17 protein-coding genes and 9 pseudogenes are annotated in these 13281 nt (G+C 54.8%); 10 read left to right on the forward strand and 16 right to left on the reverse strand.

Features of this window, described 5'->3' with window-relative positions; all coding sequences use genetic code 11:
* Positions 1–12 precede the first annotated feature (12 nt).
* Positions 13–657 (reverse strand): annotated as a pseudogene (locus ACIQY3_RS25145) (MFS transporter); the annotation flags it as partial.
* Between the two features lie 99 nt (positions 658–756).
* Here ACIQY3_RS25145 and ACIQY3_RS25150 point away from each other — a divergent pair.
* The 3 genes from ACIQY3_RS25150 to ACIQY3_RS25160 are packed head-to-tail and all read left to right on the forward strand — an operon-like array spanning position 757 to position 1656.
* Positions 757–1050, forward strand: coding sequence for a nuclear transport factor 2 family protein (locus ACIQY3_RS25150; RefSeq protein WP_403025075.1), 294 nt, complete (start codon positions 757–759; stop codon positions 1048–1050).
* A complete protein-coding gene (locus ACIQY3_RS25155) occupies positions 1047–1406 on the forward strand; it encodes a hypothetical protein (protein WP_403025078.1) in 360 nt (119 codons plus the stop codon). The genes ACIQY3_RS25150 and ACIQY3_RS25155 overlap by 4 nt, the downstream gene beginning before the upstream one ends.
* 40 nt (positions 1407–1446) lie before the next feature.
* Positions 1447–1656 (forward strand): hypothetical protein, encoded by a 210-nt coding sequence (locus ACIQY3_RS25160; RefSeq protein ID WP_403025081.1) that lies wholly within the window; start codon positions 1447–1449, stop codon positions 1654–1656.
* Between the two features lie 139 nt (positions 1657–1795).
* Here the strand turns inward: ACIQY3_RS25160 and ACIQY3_RS25165 are convergent, their stop codons facing one another.
* From ACIQY3_RS25165 to ACIQY3_RS25200, 8 genes and pseudogenes are all read right to left on the reverse strand, one after another.
* Entirely contained in the window at positions 1796–2080 is a 285-nt protein-coding gene (locus ACIQY3_RS25165; RefSeq protein ID WP_403025084.1) for a hypothetical protein, read from the reverse strand.
* Positions 2081–2662: 582 nt separating this feature from the next.
* Entirely contained in the window at positions 2663–3022 is a 360-nt protein-coding gene (locus ACIQY3_RS25170; RefSeq protein WP_403025347.1) for a lysis system i-spanin subunit Rz, read from the reverse strand.
* Positions 3023–3165: 143 nt separating this feature from the next.
* A pseudogene (locus tag ACIQY3_RS25175) lies at positions 3166–3279 on the reverse strand (cell wall hydrolase); the annotation flags it as partial.
* A 1-nt stretch (position 3280) separates the two neighbouring features.
* Positions 3281–3653 (reverse strand): annotated as a pseudogene (locus tag ACIQY3_RS25180) (terminase); the annotation flags it as partial.
* Between the two features lie 87 nt (positions 3654–3740).
* On the reverse strand, positions 3741–3917 hold the full coding sequence (locus tag ACIQY3_RS25185; protein WP_403025087.1) for a hypothetical protein: 177 nt from the start codon (positions 3915–3917) through the stop codon (positions 3741–3743).
* A gap of 296 nt (positions 3918–4213) precedes the next feature.
* Positions 4214–4467, reverse strand: a pseudogene (locus tag ACIQY3_RS25190) (hypothetical protein).
* Positions 4468–4811: 344 nt separating this feature from the next.
* The gene (locus tag ACIQY3_RS25195; RefSeq protein ID WP_403025090.1) at positions 4812–5045 is read right to left on the reverse strand and encodes a hypothetical protein; all 234 of its coding nucleotides are present in this window, start codon (positions 5043–5045) and stop codon (positions 4812–4814) included.
* 28 nt (positions 5046–5073) lie between these two features.
* Positions 5074–5387, reverse strand: a pseudogene (locus tag ACIQY3_RS25200) (phage holin, lambda family).
* Between the two features lie 253 nt (positions 5388–5640).
* On the opposite strand from ACIQY3_RS25200, the gene ACIQY3_RS25205 reads away from it, so the two are divergent.
* Together ACIQY3_RS25205 and ACIQY3_RS25210 are read left to right on the forward strand one after the other, a co-directional pair.
* A complete protein-coding gene (locus ACIQY3_RS25205; protein ID WP_403025093.1) occupies positions 5641–5910 on the forward strand; it encodes a DUF6555 family protein in 270 nt (89 codons plus the stop codon).
* A gap of 251 nt (positions 5911–6161) precedes the next feature.
* Positions 6162–6398 carry a hypothetical protein gene (locus tag ACIQY3_RS25210; protein WP_403025096.1) on the forward strand — a complete coding sequence of 79 codons (237 nt, stop codon included), beginning with the start codon at positions 6162–6164 and terminating at the stop codon, positions 6396–6398.
* Positions 6399–6705: 307 nt separating this feature from the next.
* Here ACIQY3_RS25210 and ACIQY3_RS25215 read toward each other — a convergent pair whose 3' ends face one another.
* Both ACIQY3_RS25215 and ACIQY3_RS25220 read right to left on the reverse strand, forming a co-directional pair.
* The gene (locus tag ACIQY3_RS25215) at positions 6706–7008 is read right to left on the reverse strand and encodes a hypothetical protein (protein ID WP_403025098.1); all 303 of its coding nucleotides are present in this window, start codon (positions 7006–7008) and stop codon (positions 6706–6708) included.
* A 172-nt stretch (positions 7009–7180) separates the two neighbouring features.
* Positions 7181–7745: pseudogene (locus tag ACIQY3_RS25220) on the reverse strand (hypothetical protein).
* 402 nt (positions 7746–8147) lie between these two features.
* Between ACIQY3_RS25220 and ACIQY3_RS25225 the strand changes: the two are divergent.
* Positions 8148–8330 (forward strand): annotated as a pseudogene (locus tag ACIQY3_RS25225) (transposase); the annotation flags it as partial.
* A gap of 146 nt (positions 8331–8476) precedes the next feature.
* Positions 8477–8770 (forward strand): hypothetical protein, encoded by a 294-nt coding sequence (locus tag ACIQY3_RS25230; RefSeq protein ID WP_403025101.1) that lies wholly within the window; start codon positions 8477–8479, stop codon positions 8768–8770.
* A gap of 121 nt (positions 8771–8891) precedes the next feature.
* Here ACIQY3_RS25230 and ACIQY3_RS25235 read toward each other — a convergent pair whose 3' ends face one another.
* Positions 8892–9044, reverse strand: a complete 153-nt coding sequence (locus tag ACIQY3_RS25235) for a hypothetical protein (RefSeq protein ID WP_403025104.1) — start codon at positions 9042–9044, stop codon at positions 8892–8894.
* Between ACIQY3_RS25235 and ACIQY3_RS25240 the strand changes: the two genes are divergently transcribed.
* Together ACIQY3_RS25240 and ACIQY3_RS25245 are read left to right on the forward strand one after the other, a co-directional pair.
* On the forward strand, positions 9043–9243 hold the full coding sequence (locus ACIQY3_RS25240) for a hypothetical protein (RefSeq protein ID WP_403025370.1): 201 nt from the start codon (positions 9043–9045) through the stop codon (positions 9241–9243). The two genes, ACIQY3_RS25235 and ACIQY3_RS25240, sit on opposite strands and share 2 nt — an antisense overlap.
* 77 nt (positions 9244–9320) lie before the next feature.
* Positions 9321–9632: pseudogene (locus ACIQY3_RS25245) on the forward strand (hypothetical protein).
* Here the strand turns inward: ACIQY3_RS25245 and ACIQY3_RS25250 are convergent.
* Both ACIQY3_RS25250 and ACIQY3_RS25255 read right to left on the reverse strand, forming a co-directional pair.
* Positions 9596–9796 carry a hypothetical protein gene (locus ACIQY3_RS25250; protein ID WP_403025373.1) on the reverse strand — a complete coding sequence of 67 codons (201 nt, stop codon included), beginning with the start codon at positions 9794–9796 and terminating at the stop codon, positions 9596–9598. The pseudogene ACIQY3_RS25245 and the gene ACIQY3_RS25250 overlap by 37 nt on opposite strands.
* Positions 9797–9988: 192 nt before the next feature.
* On the reverse strand, positions 9989–10222 hold the full coding sequence (locus ACIQY3_RS25255) for a hypothetical protein (protein ID WP_403025107.1): 234 nt from the start codon (positions 10220–10222) through the stop codon (positions 9989–9991).
* Between the two features lie 168 nt (positions 10223–10390).
* On the opposite strand from ACIQY3_RS25255, the gene ACIQY3_RS25260 reads away from it, so the two are divergent.
* Positions 10391–10876, forward strand: coding sequence for a hypothetical protein (locus ACIQY3_RS25260; RefSeq protein WP_403025110.1), 486 nt, complete (start codon positions 10391–10393; stop codon positions 10874–10876).
* A 99-nt stretch (positions 10877–10975) separates the two neighbouring features.
* Here ACIQY3_RS25260 and ACIQY3_RS25265 read toward each other — a convergent pair whose 3' ends face one another.
* Complete coding sequence (locus ACIQY3_RS25265; RefSeq protein WP_403025113.1) at positions 10976–11185, reverse strand: hypothetical protein; 210 nt, start codon at positions 11183–11185, stop codon at positions 10976–10978.
* Between the two features lie 1321 nt (positions 11186–12506).
* Positions 12507–12932 (reverse strand): annotated as a pseudogene (locus tag ACIQY3_RS25270) (DUF4113 domain-containing protein); the annotation flags it as partial.
* Between the last annotated feature and the right edge of the window lie 349 nt (positions 12933–13281).

The raw sequence follows: 13281 nt of genomic DNA on the forward strand, positions 1-13281 counted from the left end.
AGGTAAAGAGCATCAAGCCCGCGCACTCTCGTTGCCGTTGATCGTTGCTGGCACCGATGCACTGGAAGCGTCGAGGCTGCGTCCATGGGTTTCCGGCAGACAAAGTGCGGCGATCACCTACACGCCATAGGCAATCCCCGCGTCGATACCAATCGCAGACCCAAGGGACATAGAGTCGCTCATGTGACCCACCAGGAACGGGAACACCGCTGAAAGCACTCGGCCAAAGTTGTAGCAGAAGCCCACATCGGCACCGCGTACATCCGCCGGGTACAGCTCGTTGAACAGTGCGCCAAGGCTCGCGGGAATACCGACCGCGAAAAAGCCGAGCGGGAACCCCAGAAACAGCATCTGGGTATTGGTCAGCGGCAGGAACACATAACTCTGCACAGTGACGACACAGTAAAGCGCGAACAGCACGATATTTCTGCGCCGGCCAATACGGTCGATCAAAAAGCCGCTGACTACACACCCACACCAGAACGCAAAGATGATCACCGCGCGGTAGCCACCAGAGTTGAGTACGGACATATTGCGCTCAGTCTTGAGGAACGTTGGCAGCCAGGTCATCACCGCGTGGTAACCACCGTGAGCACCCAGCCCCAACAGACCACCGAATAGCGTTACGCGGATCAATTCGGGGCGGAAGATGCAGGCTGTTGGCGCTGATGCGATTTTGACCCCAGGCTACCGGAACTCATTGACCCACCCGAGCGCTCAAAAAATGATGATCTTGCGGGCAATTTCAAAGACAGCATGTGGGTCAGTCAAAATCAGCAGCCTGGGTCAAAATCGCACCAGCGCCAAGAGCAAGCCGTCTTAAAGGACGCCGGTCACACCTATACGGGTATCAATGCCATCGAGTCGTTCATGGCCGAGGCATCGAACAAGTACAGCGCGACGAGCGTGCCCTATGCCATTGAGCGAGAGTACGGATTCCAACACATCCGCGCCAACGTCACCGGCAATTTCCCTGGCAGCCCGATCGTTCTGTCGTACCGCTCCCGTCTTCAACGCGGCCTAATCACTTCTCTGGAGATCACGGTATGAGCCTCGACCTTCAACTCAACGGCCTTCGCACAGTCGTCACCGGCGGCACGATGGGCCTTGGCGCTGCAGTTGTTAAGGACCTCGTAGAGGGTGGTGTCCAGGTGGCGACATCGGCGCGCGACGTGTCAGTGACGCAAGTGAATGGCGTCACCTACATCGGTGCCAATTTGACGTCGGCACAAGGCGTGGCTCAACTCGCACAGACTGTCGTTGAGCTGGAGCGGTGTCGATATCGTGATCAACGTGGTCGGAGGCTCAAGCACTTCTGGCGGTGGGTTCACGGCAAGTGGCCACCTAAATACAATCCGTTCAGAGATGGTTTTGTGCGCTCTTCTCAGGCGTTCTGCCGACCCTAACTCCCTCTGCTACGCTCGACCTCACAACAGAGGATTCGCGATGTCACATTCTGACCTTCTCCCTTGCCTACTCTACAAGCTCAACGAAAACCAGCTGGCCCTTGAGGCCGCAATCATGGAACTGACGAATTGGGTTGAGGCCAATGGCAAAGCAGAAATTACCGACAACGTGCGTGGCGCCCTGGACACCCTCGACAAAAACGAAGAATTCATCAAGCTGATGCTCGCGGTCATGATGGCGCCGGAGTGAATTACAATCAGAACTCGTTTTTACTTCGAGCCATTATTTGGAAAAAACAGCGCACACAGCGCGACTGGGTAGATATAAGCAGTTCTAACACTGGCGGACCAACGGGTCGACTTAGCTCCGCCGACCCTGTAGCACCATCTCAGGGATGGGAATTCAAATGTCCGTTGATTTTTCCGCTCACGGGATCAACAAACCAGTATTCATTGTTTGCCATCTTCACCAGGCTGCATTCCTTGGGATAATTATTAGGGATGACGCAAACAACACCCTGGTTGAGTGTCCAATGCTCCGTTTCGGGTGGTGAAGCTGCCATCTGGAAAACGTCTGTTCCATCCGAAGAAAAATTGATTGAATAGGGATGACTTCCCTCTAGCGTACGTCCCGTACAACTGCTTGCCCACCAAAGAGCTGTGAATTTGCTCATCGTCCAACGTTACAGCTGAGCCAGGCACTGGCGGTGGGTTATAGCCGCCGTTCGTTGTGCAACCGGCTAAACAGAGCAATAGAATGGAAGCGCCAAACTTTATTGAAGTCATGCCACACCTTCCTTGTATTTTCCGAAATGATTTCCGGTAAATCAGAGCGTAGACAAATTGCGCCTAGCAAATTGATTGCAAAAGCTGAGTGGTTGACTACTGCTGGCTAAAATGCGCGGATCGGCAAGACGGATGAAAGGCTCTCACGGCTCATGAAACTAGTTCAGACAGGAGAAAAAAATGACGAGGCTCACTGCCAGCCCACATACAAGGACGCCTAGAACAAACGTCGCTCCAAGGAGAAGATATTCCTTCCACACGCTTCTCTTCTCCTATGGACCTAAAGGTTTACTTCGAGCGTCACCTTCACTGCGACATCCAATACATCACACATATTACGACAATCACCCATGTGAGAATCAGCAGAAACGAAAGGCCAGCCAATTGCTTGTTCATAGGGTCTTATCAGCTCAATGAAGTGCATCAGCTGATGCACCTCCGGATCATCGACAAGAATACCCGAAGGTCGTTCAGCGTAAGATCTCTCTGATGTACGCCTGGCACGCCTTCAGCGCAATCACCGCCCGGCTACGTTCATCGGTGATGGCGATAATTCTTTGAGCATGCGCTGGATCAAGGTCGGCTCGAACGGCTCCATGAACCATGCTGCCGGCGCCGGAGGTGGCAGGCACTGAAAAGCCACCGGTTGAACCCTGAGCAAGGACGACTGACAGCCGCAGATCAGAAGTGGCAAGGCGATCGCGCAGGTGAGCCTGATTGATTTGAGCATCGCTCAGTTCCTTGTGGTGGGCTTGGTCGCTGGCCGACAAGCGCTGCTCGAGCACAAGTCGTTTGTCCTGCTCGGACTTCTGGGCCGTGGCGCCGGCCATGGCGATCTGGTTCAGGGTGTCAGTGTGGGATCGGGCTAGCGCGGAAAGTTGCGCGGTGTAGCGCCAGCCCTGCACCGTCCATGCGCCAACGGCCTCCAACAGTATGAGCGCCGGCACGGTGGCAACTCTCCACGCCGCCGGGCTCACGGCACAACCTTGAAGATTACGTGGCCACCCAGCTTCAATGTCTGCTTCGCCTTCGCCGCCGAGGCTGGCGCCTTGATGCTGGTGGCGTAGTAGTGCGTGGCGCCGCTGGTAGCCGCACTTGTCGTCCCATTCCTTGCGGTAGTTCTCGAGAGAGGCGATGCCCTTCTCGCACTTGGTTTCATCGAACACGCATTTCGGCGGTATCTAGCGAGCCTGCTCGATGCCGTCATTGATGCCGAGATGGGGGACGACCCGAAGCGCCATGGAGTACTTCTGCCCGTCGATGTCGTACCCTTCACGGTCCAGCTCGCGGCGGGTCTTGGCATCGCTGCCGAACTCACGGTTATCGATGTCGTGCGTCCCCCAGTGCTCGGAATAGGTGTAACTTTTGTCCTTGAGCACCTTCATGTAATGTCGCAGGCCTTCGCCTGAGTTCATAGCAATCGATGACGTGAAACTCTTCACCGACCTGGCGAACGAACCAGAAGTCAGCAATGACCTTAGCATTCGCCTCTAAGATTCCACGCTCGGTTGCCAACGTATCCGTGGAAACCTTGCTGGAAACCTCGCGTTAGGAAACCAGCGAATCGACCTTCGCTTCGAGGTCTCGCTCCCAGCCTTTAGCCTTTGACCGTTCCTTGATTGCGGTGTGGGATACACCACTCGCTGATGCGATCTCGCGCACCGAGAGCAAACCGGCCCGGAAGAGCTGTTCAATGCGCTCCCGGTCGGGTTGCTTGGTTGCCATTGAGTTTCTCGTCGTTTTAAAGTGCTATAAATAATCGATTGCGGCTAAACCACATTTTCGAGGGATATTGAAATGTTGGACCGATTCATGGTCGTTAATGCACGGCCATTTCTACCTAACATGAATAAAGTGAACGCACAGAGGGATAATCTCCCGACACGCGGATTTCTCATCCTGGACAGACACGAAGACAAAAGGCTTCCCGATTGTTTTATAAGCCGCAGTGAAGCCCAAGAAGAATGGGATAAAAGAAACGGCCGATAGAGTAATCAGTGCCGCACTCACCTACAGCACTTTTACCCCTCCCCACCTTCCAGCAGCACATCAATCAGCTTCTGCTCTTCCAAGCGCATTGCACCCAAGCATTGCAGATCGTCGCACTTCGGACCAAGGCCGAATACCTTACCTCGCCCTTGGGGCCAAGCAGGGTCAAGGCGCCTAGGATGCATTCCGGATGCTCGCCGGCTTCAAGATCGTCAGCGATCTTGCGCAGGGTCTTGGCCGCGTCGCGCCAATCCTCCCGCTTGAATTCCAGAACCTTTATCGTCATGCATCTCACCATGATGGTGGTCTTCATCTGGGCGTGCCCGTGCAGGAGTGATAAGACAAACCCTTGAGGCAGGCCTGCAGCCTTGGCTGCGTCATTCGCGCTATCCAGCTTAGTCACCGCCTGGTTGATGGCGGGACTCAGCGTTAACGCGGGATGCAGGCGGGTTACGTTGGCAATGCCATCACACGAAACTGAATACAATCACGCCGAGGACAATGATCGCGATGACGATCCAGCCGAGAGTGGAGACCGCTTTGGAGGAGTTGGTAGTCCAAGCCATGGTGATTCCCTCGTCGCACGTTGCGACACAAATTGATTTCGCAAAACGTGTCGCGACACCGGGATTAACAAACAGGAGGCCATTCATCCATCTCGCTTGAAAATCCCCGAACACCAATTAAGGTGAATGGATTGACCACGCGGGGAGCACACTCATGGCGGAAAACTTCATCGTGCAAAAAAGGCCCGCCAATGGCGTGTTGAACGGTTTCTACTATCGGGTCGTCGACGTACGCACCGGCCAGGGGATCAAGCAAAATTTCACTCACGCAGAGCTGGCTGAAACTCACTGTCGTCATTTGAACGAGCTCCACCTTGAGGGGAAGCTCACTCAGCCCGTCTATAAAGCTTGAAGTCCGCAAAGCGGTCAGCCAGATCGGCGATCTTTTTTACACCGAGGAAGCCGATAAACACCCCCGCAGCGGTGGCGAAATTTTGAGGCAGTCGAAGTATTCGAGCAGCGGTATCAACTCAATCGTAATCAGCGTGCACAGCGATGCTTCCAGCAGCGCTTGGCGCTGCGTTCCTCCGCAAAAAATGATCCGCAATGCCCCCACCACGAATGAAAGCGCGCCAGCGTATATCGTCGGAGCTTGCTGACTCAGCCACGCGAGCACAATGAGCCAGGTGTCAGGTGTCAGGTGTCAGGTTTGTCTGCATGTTTGGCACCCTCTGTTCCTCCCCGTCAAGGAGTTGTAAGTGGGTTGCAGCCATCCCCTGCGGGTTTTTATGAGTCCGCGCTGTCATCCATGGAAGACGCCAAAACGAAAAAAAACCGGCGATTGCCGAGGCATGAATAGGTGTTAGCTCCATACAACCTACACAACGCTCATCAGATCTATGGAATTAAAAGCTAGGCCAGAACTCAGTAACTCCTCACAAGGAGTAACAACCATGCCCTCGGCAAAACTTTACGTGATCGATTACGAGATACATGGTGTACCGAAGTCTTTCATCATTCGGGCAGATGTCATGAACAACGCTGAAGCGTGGCACTGGGCGAGCTGCGATGCCGGCGTGGGCCGGATACCAAAATTTGGTCTAGAGAAAGTCAGGAGAGTCAGCAAGCCGCTCGCAGAGCGATTCGGTATCACGAACGTTCAATGGCGTTTATCTGGAGCTGAGGCCTTTAAGCCCGCCGCTTACACACCACCGGGTCATTAGCATCTAAACCGACCAGTTCGCAACAATTGAAAATAGCTCAAGTCGGTCATAAGGCACGTTATAGCAGACGTTGGCGGCCTGAGTAGCTTTATCCCCGACATGCACTGACTATCCAAGTACAACTGGAATAACCGTTGCTCGGGCGTTCGTTGCTATTACTCAGGAAGTAGCCCATACCCGATGGAACACGAAGAAAGAAAAAAGCGCCCTGTACACCGATATGGCGCAACTAAATCAAGCGAGCGGATCTCATGAAATGCAACACGATAACCGTTTCCACCTGGCACGCAGCGACCGACCTGAGTAACGAATTGTTTCGCGAGGCAGATCGCCTCAACGACATCGCCTACGACCTTCTCCCCAACGTAGCCAACTCACCAGAAGACGCCCTTGCGTTTCAAACTGCGCGAGCCGCGGCTGATGCTAAGACCCTTGAAGGCAAAAGATCCTGGGATAAAGCAAGAGCTGAGCTGCGGAGCGGCAATTAGTCACCACCTACATCCGTCGAGGCTTCGCTAACCGGCGTAGCCTCTGAAAGTGTGCGCGTCTTCCCGCGCAGTCCGCCAAAGGCCACACCAGCGTCGACACCCTATTATATCGATCTCGCTGATTCAGTCTCGCGCCACCCAGAAAGCACTGTCAGATCTGGGTGCGCGGGCTGCCGGTGTTTTGTCGTAGCACTGCACTTTCCGGCTTATCAGTGTCCAGGCCTTCCGTGAGGCTGCCCTGGCTGCAGTGGATTTTAAGGAATAAAAAACCCGCGCTCGGCGGGCTATTGAAATGATTCGATCGTGATCAGGCCCCGGATTCAGGATCGCTCGCGGGTACACCGCGGGCGTCACTATCATCCTGATCATTCATCTGCGTGTCATCGTCCGGGTTATCGTCGCGACTGATCGTTCCCGCTTCTGGATGCTCGCTAGACACCGAGTTGACGGCATCTACGTCCAGCATTTCTTCATCGACAGGCGATTCGTCATCAGCAGGTAGCGGAGCTTCAGACTTATGCTTCTTAGGATCATGGCCTGTTTCGTTGTCCGTACTGCTCGTTACGCCCTTCTGAAAAATGTTGCCAGGCGCATTTTCGTTAATGTCCATGTTCGCTCTCCGGTCTAACGCGCGGGATGTCCGTGCTTAAACTTTCGAGACGACGACGCATCGCAAGTGCCGAGCACTGGACGAACGGCGGAAACGAAAAAGCCCAGCGATTGGCTGGGCTTTCTGTGTCAATCCCTAACGCGCAAGATCGACAGGATGAATTAATACTTTCTCAATCTATCACTTTCTCACTCAATGCAATGGCTGCTCGATACGCCGCGCAGCTTTCGATCAGGCCCTCTATATCCAGCAGTTCCTGGGCGGCGGTAAGCCCCTCATTTTCCTGGTAATCCAGCGCCTTGCGGATGTTCGAGCGCCACCGATACCGGGCCGATTCCGGCTTGCCGTCGTTGTCCCAGTTAGTGATGTCGTATCACGCAACCGGCATGAACGCTTACCCCAAGTGCCGGACACTTGCGGAATTGCTCAGGTCAGCACCGTGCACTCGCGAAACCGTTTCAGTGCCGGCGACTTCACCGAGTTTAACAGCTCCAGAATGGCGCCGTCCTTGCGCTCGTCGTGCGTGGAAACTTCTCGACCAGCGCCCGCCAGTGCGCGGCAGACAGTGACTTACGCAGCACTCCAGCAGTCAACCAAGAAAGCCTCTCCTTGCCGACGATCTCGCCCTTTTACTTCGCGCATTGCACCTTCGGCTCGAAGTCGCAACCGCCAGCGGAGTTGATGGTTTCGACGGCGAGCGCCCGAACTGCTGCGGATACCACGTCGCGATAGGTCATGCCGCTTTCCCCATGGTCAATTCAAAATGTTCAAAACGTGCAGCTTTGCTCACGACCTTACTCCCCGCGCAATCCGCTCCCGACGCAACAGCCGGCGAATCCCCTCAAAGCACCAGAGGGCAACCAGCAACATGAAGCCGATGTAGAAATGGAAAAGAATCATGCGGTGGTCCTTTGGAGTTTGCGGACCAGTGTCCGGTGTTCAGCGATGATGGCTTTAAGCGCTTATATGTTGTGGTTTCGTGGCTTATGGTCGTCTTCGAGCGCTTCAACTGCCTCCAGGCAGATGCCGGCGATCAGACCCGACAGGAAACCCTGGGCAAAGATATAGCCCTTTCGGGGTTGCCTGTATGAGCCCGAGTTACAGGCTTTGCATTGAAGCCAGATGTTGGATGGCTCAACGAAAAATTGACCCACGAGATCGCCCTGCTCAAACGCTTCAAGTTTGCCAAGCGCAGCAAGCAGTTGAGCCCGGATCAAGCCTGCCTGCTCGAAGACTTGATCGATACGGATATCGCCGTTATCGAAGCCGAACTTGAGGCGCTGCAACCGGCATCTGTCGTAGCCAAAGTGCGCCGGCAACCGAGCTATGCGCTTTCATCGCAGGGTGTGTTTGCCAGCCGCTTACAACTGTCAGGCTATTTGGCACTTACCGCTCGTCTGAGCTTTAGCACCTTCCCGCGACTGCACCTTCCAATGCTTTACATCCACTCACAAGGAAGGCTTTAGTCATGAAATCACAAATCGCAATATTCGCGCTTGCCGGGCTGTTGTCTGCAACTTCATTTTATGCGGCGGCCGCCGGCGAAACCGCTCCCAAATCTACTTCTACTGACGGCACCAGCCAAACTCTTGATCCTGCGCCCAAAACTACAAACGCCGATCCAAATGCGGCGTCGCTGCCTAAAGGTGCGGATGGCGGAACTACCGATAATGGCCCGACACCCGAAGGGTCGAAGACTGGCGCTTCTGGCTCGGCAGGCGGTGGCAATAGCAGTGGTGGCGGTTCTGGAGGCGGCAGCTAAAACCGGAAATTAATTGTTGATCACAGGCCCGCACATGCGGGCTTTTTAGTTTCTGCTCCGCGACCCGTGTGCGCTCCGCAGATTGCGTGAATACACGGCCTGCATCCTTGACTAACTGTTGTCATTCCAGACAGCTGGTCAGCCCCTCCTCGTCCATCGTATCCGCCATTTTCAGCAGCTCGTCGTACTGATCTTCTCCGGTCGTTCGAATCTCGGGTTGGTCGAGAAGCCATACAAAGCTCTCCTTCGCCTTTTTTCTTCGTTCTTCAAACATGCTCGCCGCTCGACTGACTACTCCGGTAACCGACGCGATCGAGCATTACTATCTGAAGCTTCGAAACAGCTGCAACCCGAACCACCTGGTGGCGTCGGGGTGGATTGCTGTTCCCGCCGAGGTATCGCTCGAAGAGGCGCAGGCCGCGAAGTTGTTCTACGCCGCTGGCGCCTGGCATCAGGTGAAGGTCGCAGCGTGAGACGAATACACAAACTGACCAGCGCACGACGCCGGCGGACATGGCTGGACTTGCCGGCCAGCGGACTTGGAGAGGCCATGGCTGCCGAACCGAAAGACCGATCAGCAAAGACTGCGGCGAGGCGAAAAATTCGCGGCGAGCAAGAGATCCGACTGCACTGCATGGCCGGAACGAGGCAAGCCCTCGCTGAGTTAATGGCTTGGAGCGGCATCGAGGAATAGGGCGAGGCGATCACGTTGATGATTCACCACCTGCACAGCCTTGGTCCGGGCGGCGCCCTGCCTCTGCCTGAACCGCCGCGACACGAATACGTGATACCCGAAAACGTGTCGGCAAAATTGACCCTTGCGTATCAGCGCGAATCGCTTCGCATCTGCCGCGACGAATAGCCCGCTCCGATCGCTGCAACCGATAATTTACCGAATGAAACGACGCTTTCACTGGAATTGCGAGTTTTTCTCAATAAGCTGAAAGCAGAGGCTCTCAGTTCTTTCGACCTCCGCACTGCTGCTATTAGGCCTTCCAAAACATCGATCGGCGCTTGATCACTCATAAAGCTCACCTTGACCCGCTTCCATACTGATCACCCGTACCAACCCAATCCCAATCGCCACCACCGGTATCACGGGCGGCTTTAATCGAATTTGATTTTCATGTTGGGCTCGGACTTCATCGTCGGACGACGCAACTCCAGATCTATGGCGTCAAGACAACGGAACTGCACCTCGGCATTAGTATGTCGGCCTTAACCTTCGTTTATGGACTCATCTTTAACCGGCAGCAGCTGCTTGCCCCTGCCCTTGCCCTCGCAAAAGGCATTTGCCTCTCGATATAGCTCAGCCTTTACCGCACTACCGCTAAAGGTAGTAAAGCTGCCATCCTTCGCGACCATGTAGGTGTCTCGGCCCATCGGCATGATACCCGGACCAGAACCGCCGGCGATTAGCAAAAAAATCGTTGGCACCAGCAGATACCGCATCTGTAGAGCGCCCTGTTTGAGTGAGAGCGAATCATAGGGTTATCACTCTGCCACTTCACCAACTTTCATACCTTGTCGCATCCGGTCACGGAGGGCGGCGCCTGCACTGGAGAACACCATGGACGACGAATTCTATTTACAAGACGTCGCGTCAACACAGACGACGGATTGATCTCCTGGGCGCTGGGCGGTGGCTACACGACGAACCTGGATCGCGCCGAGGTACGCACCCAGGCAAGTGCAGTCGGCCAGCACAAAAGCCGCGAGACCGATGTGCCCTGGCCAAAGTCGTACATCGATGCTCGGGCGCATACCGGCGTCGATTGCCAATACGTTATGCCTGACGACGCTGCCGCAGCTACAGAAGGCGAAACACGCTTTTACGCCGCCTACCACCGCGAATGGAATGACAACGATCTGGTGTTCATGTCGCGCGAAGGCGGTAAGACTTCAAACCTGCTGTTGGCCAAGACCTTCAGCGCCGGGCATGTGGTGGGGCTGGCTGCCCGTAGTTATCAACTTCTCGGCGTACATAACTGCCAAAGCCCGCCGTCTGGTTCACGCCGGGATGGTCTCGAACAAGGAAGCCCTGCGCTGCATCGGCATCAAACTAGTGAATCCAAAGAAACCGCGCAAAGAAGTGTTCAACTGTGATGGGTGCGGACGGTTCATCAGTGACTAACAGCGATACCTGCACGACTGCTGGAACTGCGGCGCAAGCAATGCCCACTGCCCCGCCCTAACCAATTGCGCTCAGACCTTCGTCAGCGCTTCCGAATGAGCGTCGCACAGCGCAAGTATTGCGTTCGACGCATGTGGGTATCCAACCCCGCAACAAGAAGCATTGCCCCGTAGATCCGAAACCGCACGATCCATTAGCATTTTTAGATCAAGCCCGCTGGCAATCGCCGCGCCAAGAATTGCAACCAGCGCCTGCTCTAGTGCGACTTCGCGATTAGTCATGATTTGCATCTCCTTGATCCTGATACATGCCGGGCGGAACGCGAATCCCCCACTTTTACGAATCACGCCAGCCAGCGAGGCCATAAGCTGCGAAGAGCGGCTACCCGGCTTGTGCTATGTGGGTATCAATCGAACTCGTGAATCGAGATGTTCCCAGCAACCGTCCAGGTGATGATCGGCGGCGGCTCTCCCTGCTTACTGTGGAGCCGGACCCAAAGCCGGGCGGATTCGATATTAAATTTCAGATTTTTCTGCAGCATCTTTTCCTGCACATACAGGGTTATCACATAGTCCGCGCAGTCCTCACACGATATTCCGAGACCATCGACATCAGTCTCGAAGGCTTCTGCGTCCTCTCGCCAGCAAATCTCACATACGCAAACTTTCATCACGCCGCCCCCATTGGCCTATTGCTCAACTGTAGCTGATCCTTTAACACCTCCTCCGCCCGGGCGTAGGACGCTCCCTTAAACGTCAATCAGTCGGGCAGCCTCCTCAGAATCATTGATTGGAATCGTCTCAGGTCTTTGGTGGTCCTCGATCCACGCCCGGGCAATCTCGACATCAAAACGCCACCCATGCTTATCCAAGAACGCAATTGCACTACCGGTGATTCGATAGTGTCCGCACTTGCAACATGTAATCTCCAGGCATCTATCGATCACATCAATTGCCGTTGCTGGTTCATTGCAAATCACGCAGGTCATGAGTGCCGCCTTATAAGAATCAACGAATTTTAACCGGTTCCTGTTCCCGTTCTACCGCCCGGGCTTGACCCGGCATAAGACGCCCCATGGCCACAGAAAACAAACCGGCTGATCCATTCAAGGCCGTTCGCTGATACTGGTCACGGGCATCAACGTCAGCGCCCTGCTCCACCAACCACCGAGCCAGATTATCGGGGCAATTATAAAAACTAAGCGCGGTGCTTTTGCTATAGCCACCGGTGGCGCCAAGCTCGCACACGTCGAATACTGCGATCAACTCGGCAAACGCAGCGTGCTCCAGCAGTTGATCGAAATCCTTCGGAAGTGTCTTTTTTTTTACGCTTACTCATAGTGGCAGTTATCATCCTGATAAAGAGGTGTTTCATTATAGAATCACTAGGTTTTTGGTAACAGCTAGGTGAGTTCGCCGGACGCTTATCAATATCTGAGGATCAAGGTAGATTACAACCACTCACTGAGTAGACGCAGAGTAAATGTGGGAATCCATCAGTCAAATGCTCAAGCACTTCATAGGTAGCAGCTCCCCGCACCTTACAGATGATGTCTTCGTAACAGGCAACAACATCTCCTACCCCCTTCTGATCCAGAGACGATCACCTGCAATATACAGTCCATAACTGATCGACGCGCGTTGTGAAGCTCTGACTCATCATCTCGCGGCGCATGCCCCAATCAAGATTGGTTGGCACACTCGCCAAGCGCAGTGTCCCCCTGCCCCACCGCTCATTGATGGAATCCAGCACGCTCATGACTTTCTCCGAAGAGACTGGTTGTGATGCGGCAAAGAGGTCATCGGTGTACTCCCCTTTTTCGCAAGGGTTGAGCAGGAGTACCTCAGCCTTGCTGTACTTGAATCCTGGTCGGAACACGCGATCAACAGCCTCCACTGCAGCCTTGGTCATCAATCGAACATCGTCAGTCGGATATGGCAGTTCAACCAGCACACCGTTGGCGTACTTGGCCTCTTCTGGATTGAACATCCCGGTGCGTATGCTGACCCGAACTTTCTTGCACCGCGACAACGATCTCGCTGCCGTCGTCCAATTGCCAGTTCGGCCCCGCGAAATGTCGGCCGATGGTTTACCATCATGGATCAGCGTCGCCAACGGCTCGCGAAACTGCCAGCTCAGTTGCCCCTATGAGTCCGCGTGGCAGTCGTAAATCTGCACGCCGGTGGCGCTCACGCTTAAGGCCTCGGCTTCGTCAACACCCGCGAAGGCGCACACAGTGCCCGCCACCCACGCGCCGAGCACAAGCGCCACAGCGACAGTAATCTGCCTCAGCACACGAGCGTGATCCCGGCGCATGTTTGCCGAAGACTTCGCGCACACCTGGCTGACCATGCAGACGAATGGCGGGAGGTTTCGA

The organism is Pseudomonas sp. NPDC096950, assembly GCF_044762525.1.
In the GTDB taxonomy this organism is placed as follows: domain Bacteria; phylum Pseudomonadota; class Gammaproteobacteria; order Pseudomonadales; family Pseudomonadaceae; genus Aquipseudomonas.

Bases quoted from the DNA above. Each gene is read 5' to 3' on its own strand.
- ACIQY3_RS25210 (WP_403025096.1), top strand. From the start codon at position 6,162: ATGAAATGCAACACGATAACCGTTTCCACCTGGCACGCAGCGACCGAC.
- ACIQY3_RS25205 (WP_403025093.1), top strand. From the start codon at position 5,641: ATGCCCTCGGCAAAACTTTACGTGATCGATTACGAGATACATGGTGTA.
- ACIQY3_RS25185 (WP_403025087.1), bottom strand. From the start codon at position 3,917: ATGGCAACCAAGCAACCCGACCGGGAGCGCATTGAACAGCTCTTCCGG.
- ACIQY3_RS25160 (WP_403025081.1), top strand. From the start codon at position 1,447: ATGTCACATTCTGACCTTCTCCCTTGCCTACTCTACAAGCTCAACGAA.
- ACIQY3_RS25265 (WP_403025113.1), bottom strand. From the start codon at position 11,185: ATGACTAATCGCGAAGTCGCACTAGAGCAGGCGCTGGTTGCAATTCTT.
- ACIQY3_RS25250 (WP_403025373.1), bottom strand. From the start codon at position 9,796: ATGAGTGATCAAGCGCCGATCGATGTTTTGGAAGGCCTAATAGCAGCA.
- ACIQY3_RS25155 (WP_403025078.1), top strand. From the start codon at position 1,047: ATGAGCCTCGACCTTCAACTCAACGGCCTTCGCACAGTCGTCACCGGC.
- ACIQY3_RS25165 (WP_403025084.1), bottom strand. From the start codon at position 2,080: ATGAGCAAATTCACAGCTCTTTGGTGGGCAAGCAGTTGTACGGGACGT.
- ACIQY3_RS25230 (WP_403025101.1), top strand. From the start codon at position 8,477: ATGAAATCACAAATCGCAATATTCGCGCTTGCCGGGCTGTTGTCTGCA.
- ACIQY3_RS25215 (WP_403025098.1), bottom strand. From the start codon at position 7,008: ATGGACATTAACGAAAATGCGCCTGGCAACATTTTTCAGAAGGGCGTA.
- ACIQY3_RS25150 (WP_403025075.1), top strand. From the start codon at position 757: ATGTGGGTCAGTCAAAATCAGCAGCCTGGGTCAAAATCGCACCAGCGC.
- ACIQY3_RS25195 (WP_403025090.1), bottom strand. From the start codon at position 5,045: ATGACGACAGTGAGTTTCAGCCAGCTCTGCGTGAGTGAAATTTTGCTT.
- ACIQY3_RS25240 (WP_403025370.1), top strand. From the start codon at position 9,043: ATGCTCGCCGCTCGACTGACTACTCCGGTAACCGACGCGATCGAGCAT.
- ACIQY3_RS25170 (WP_403025347.1), bottom strand. From the start codon at position 3,022: ATGGCCGGCGCCACGGCCCAGAAGTCCGAGCAGGACAAACGACTTGTG.
- ACIQY3_RS25235 (WP_403025104.1), bottom strand. From the start codon at position 9,044: ATGTTTGAAGAACGAAGAAAAAAGGCGAAGGAGAGCTTTGTATGGCTT.
- ACIQY3_RS25255 (WP_403025107.1), bottom strand. From the start codon at position 10,222: ATGCGGTATCTGCTGGTGCCAACGATTTTTTTGCTAATCGCCGGCGGT.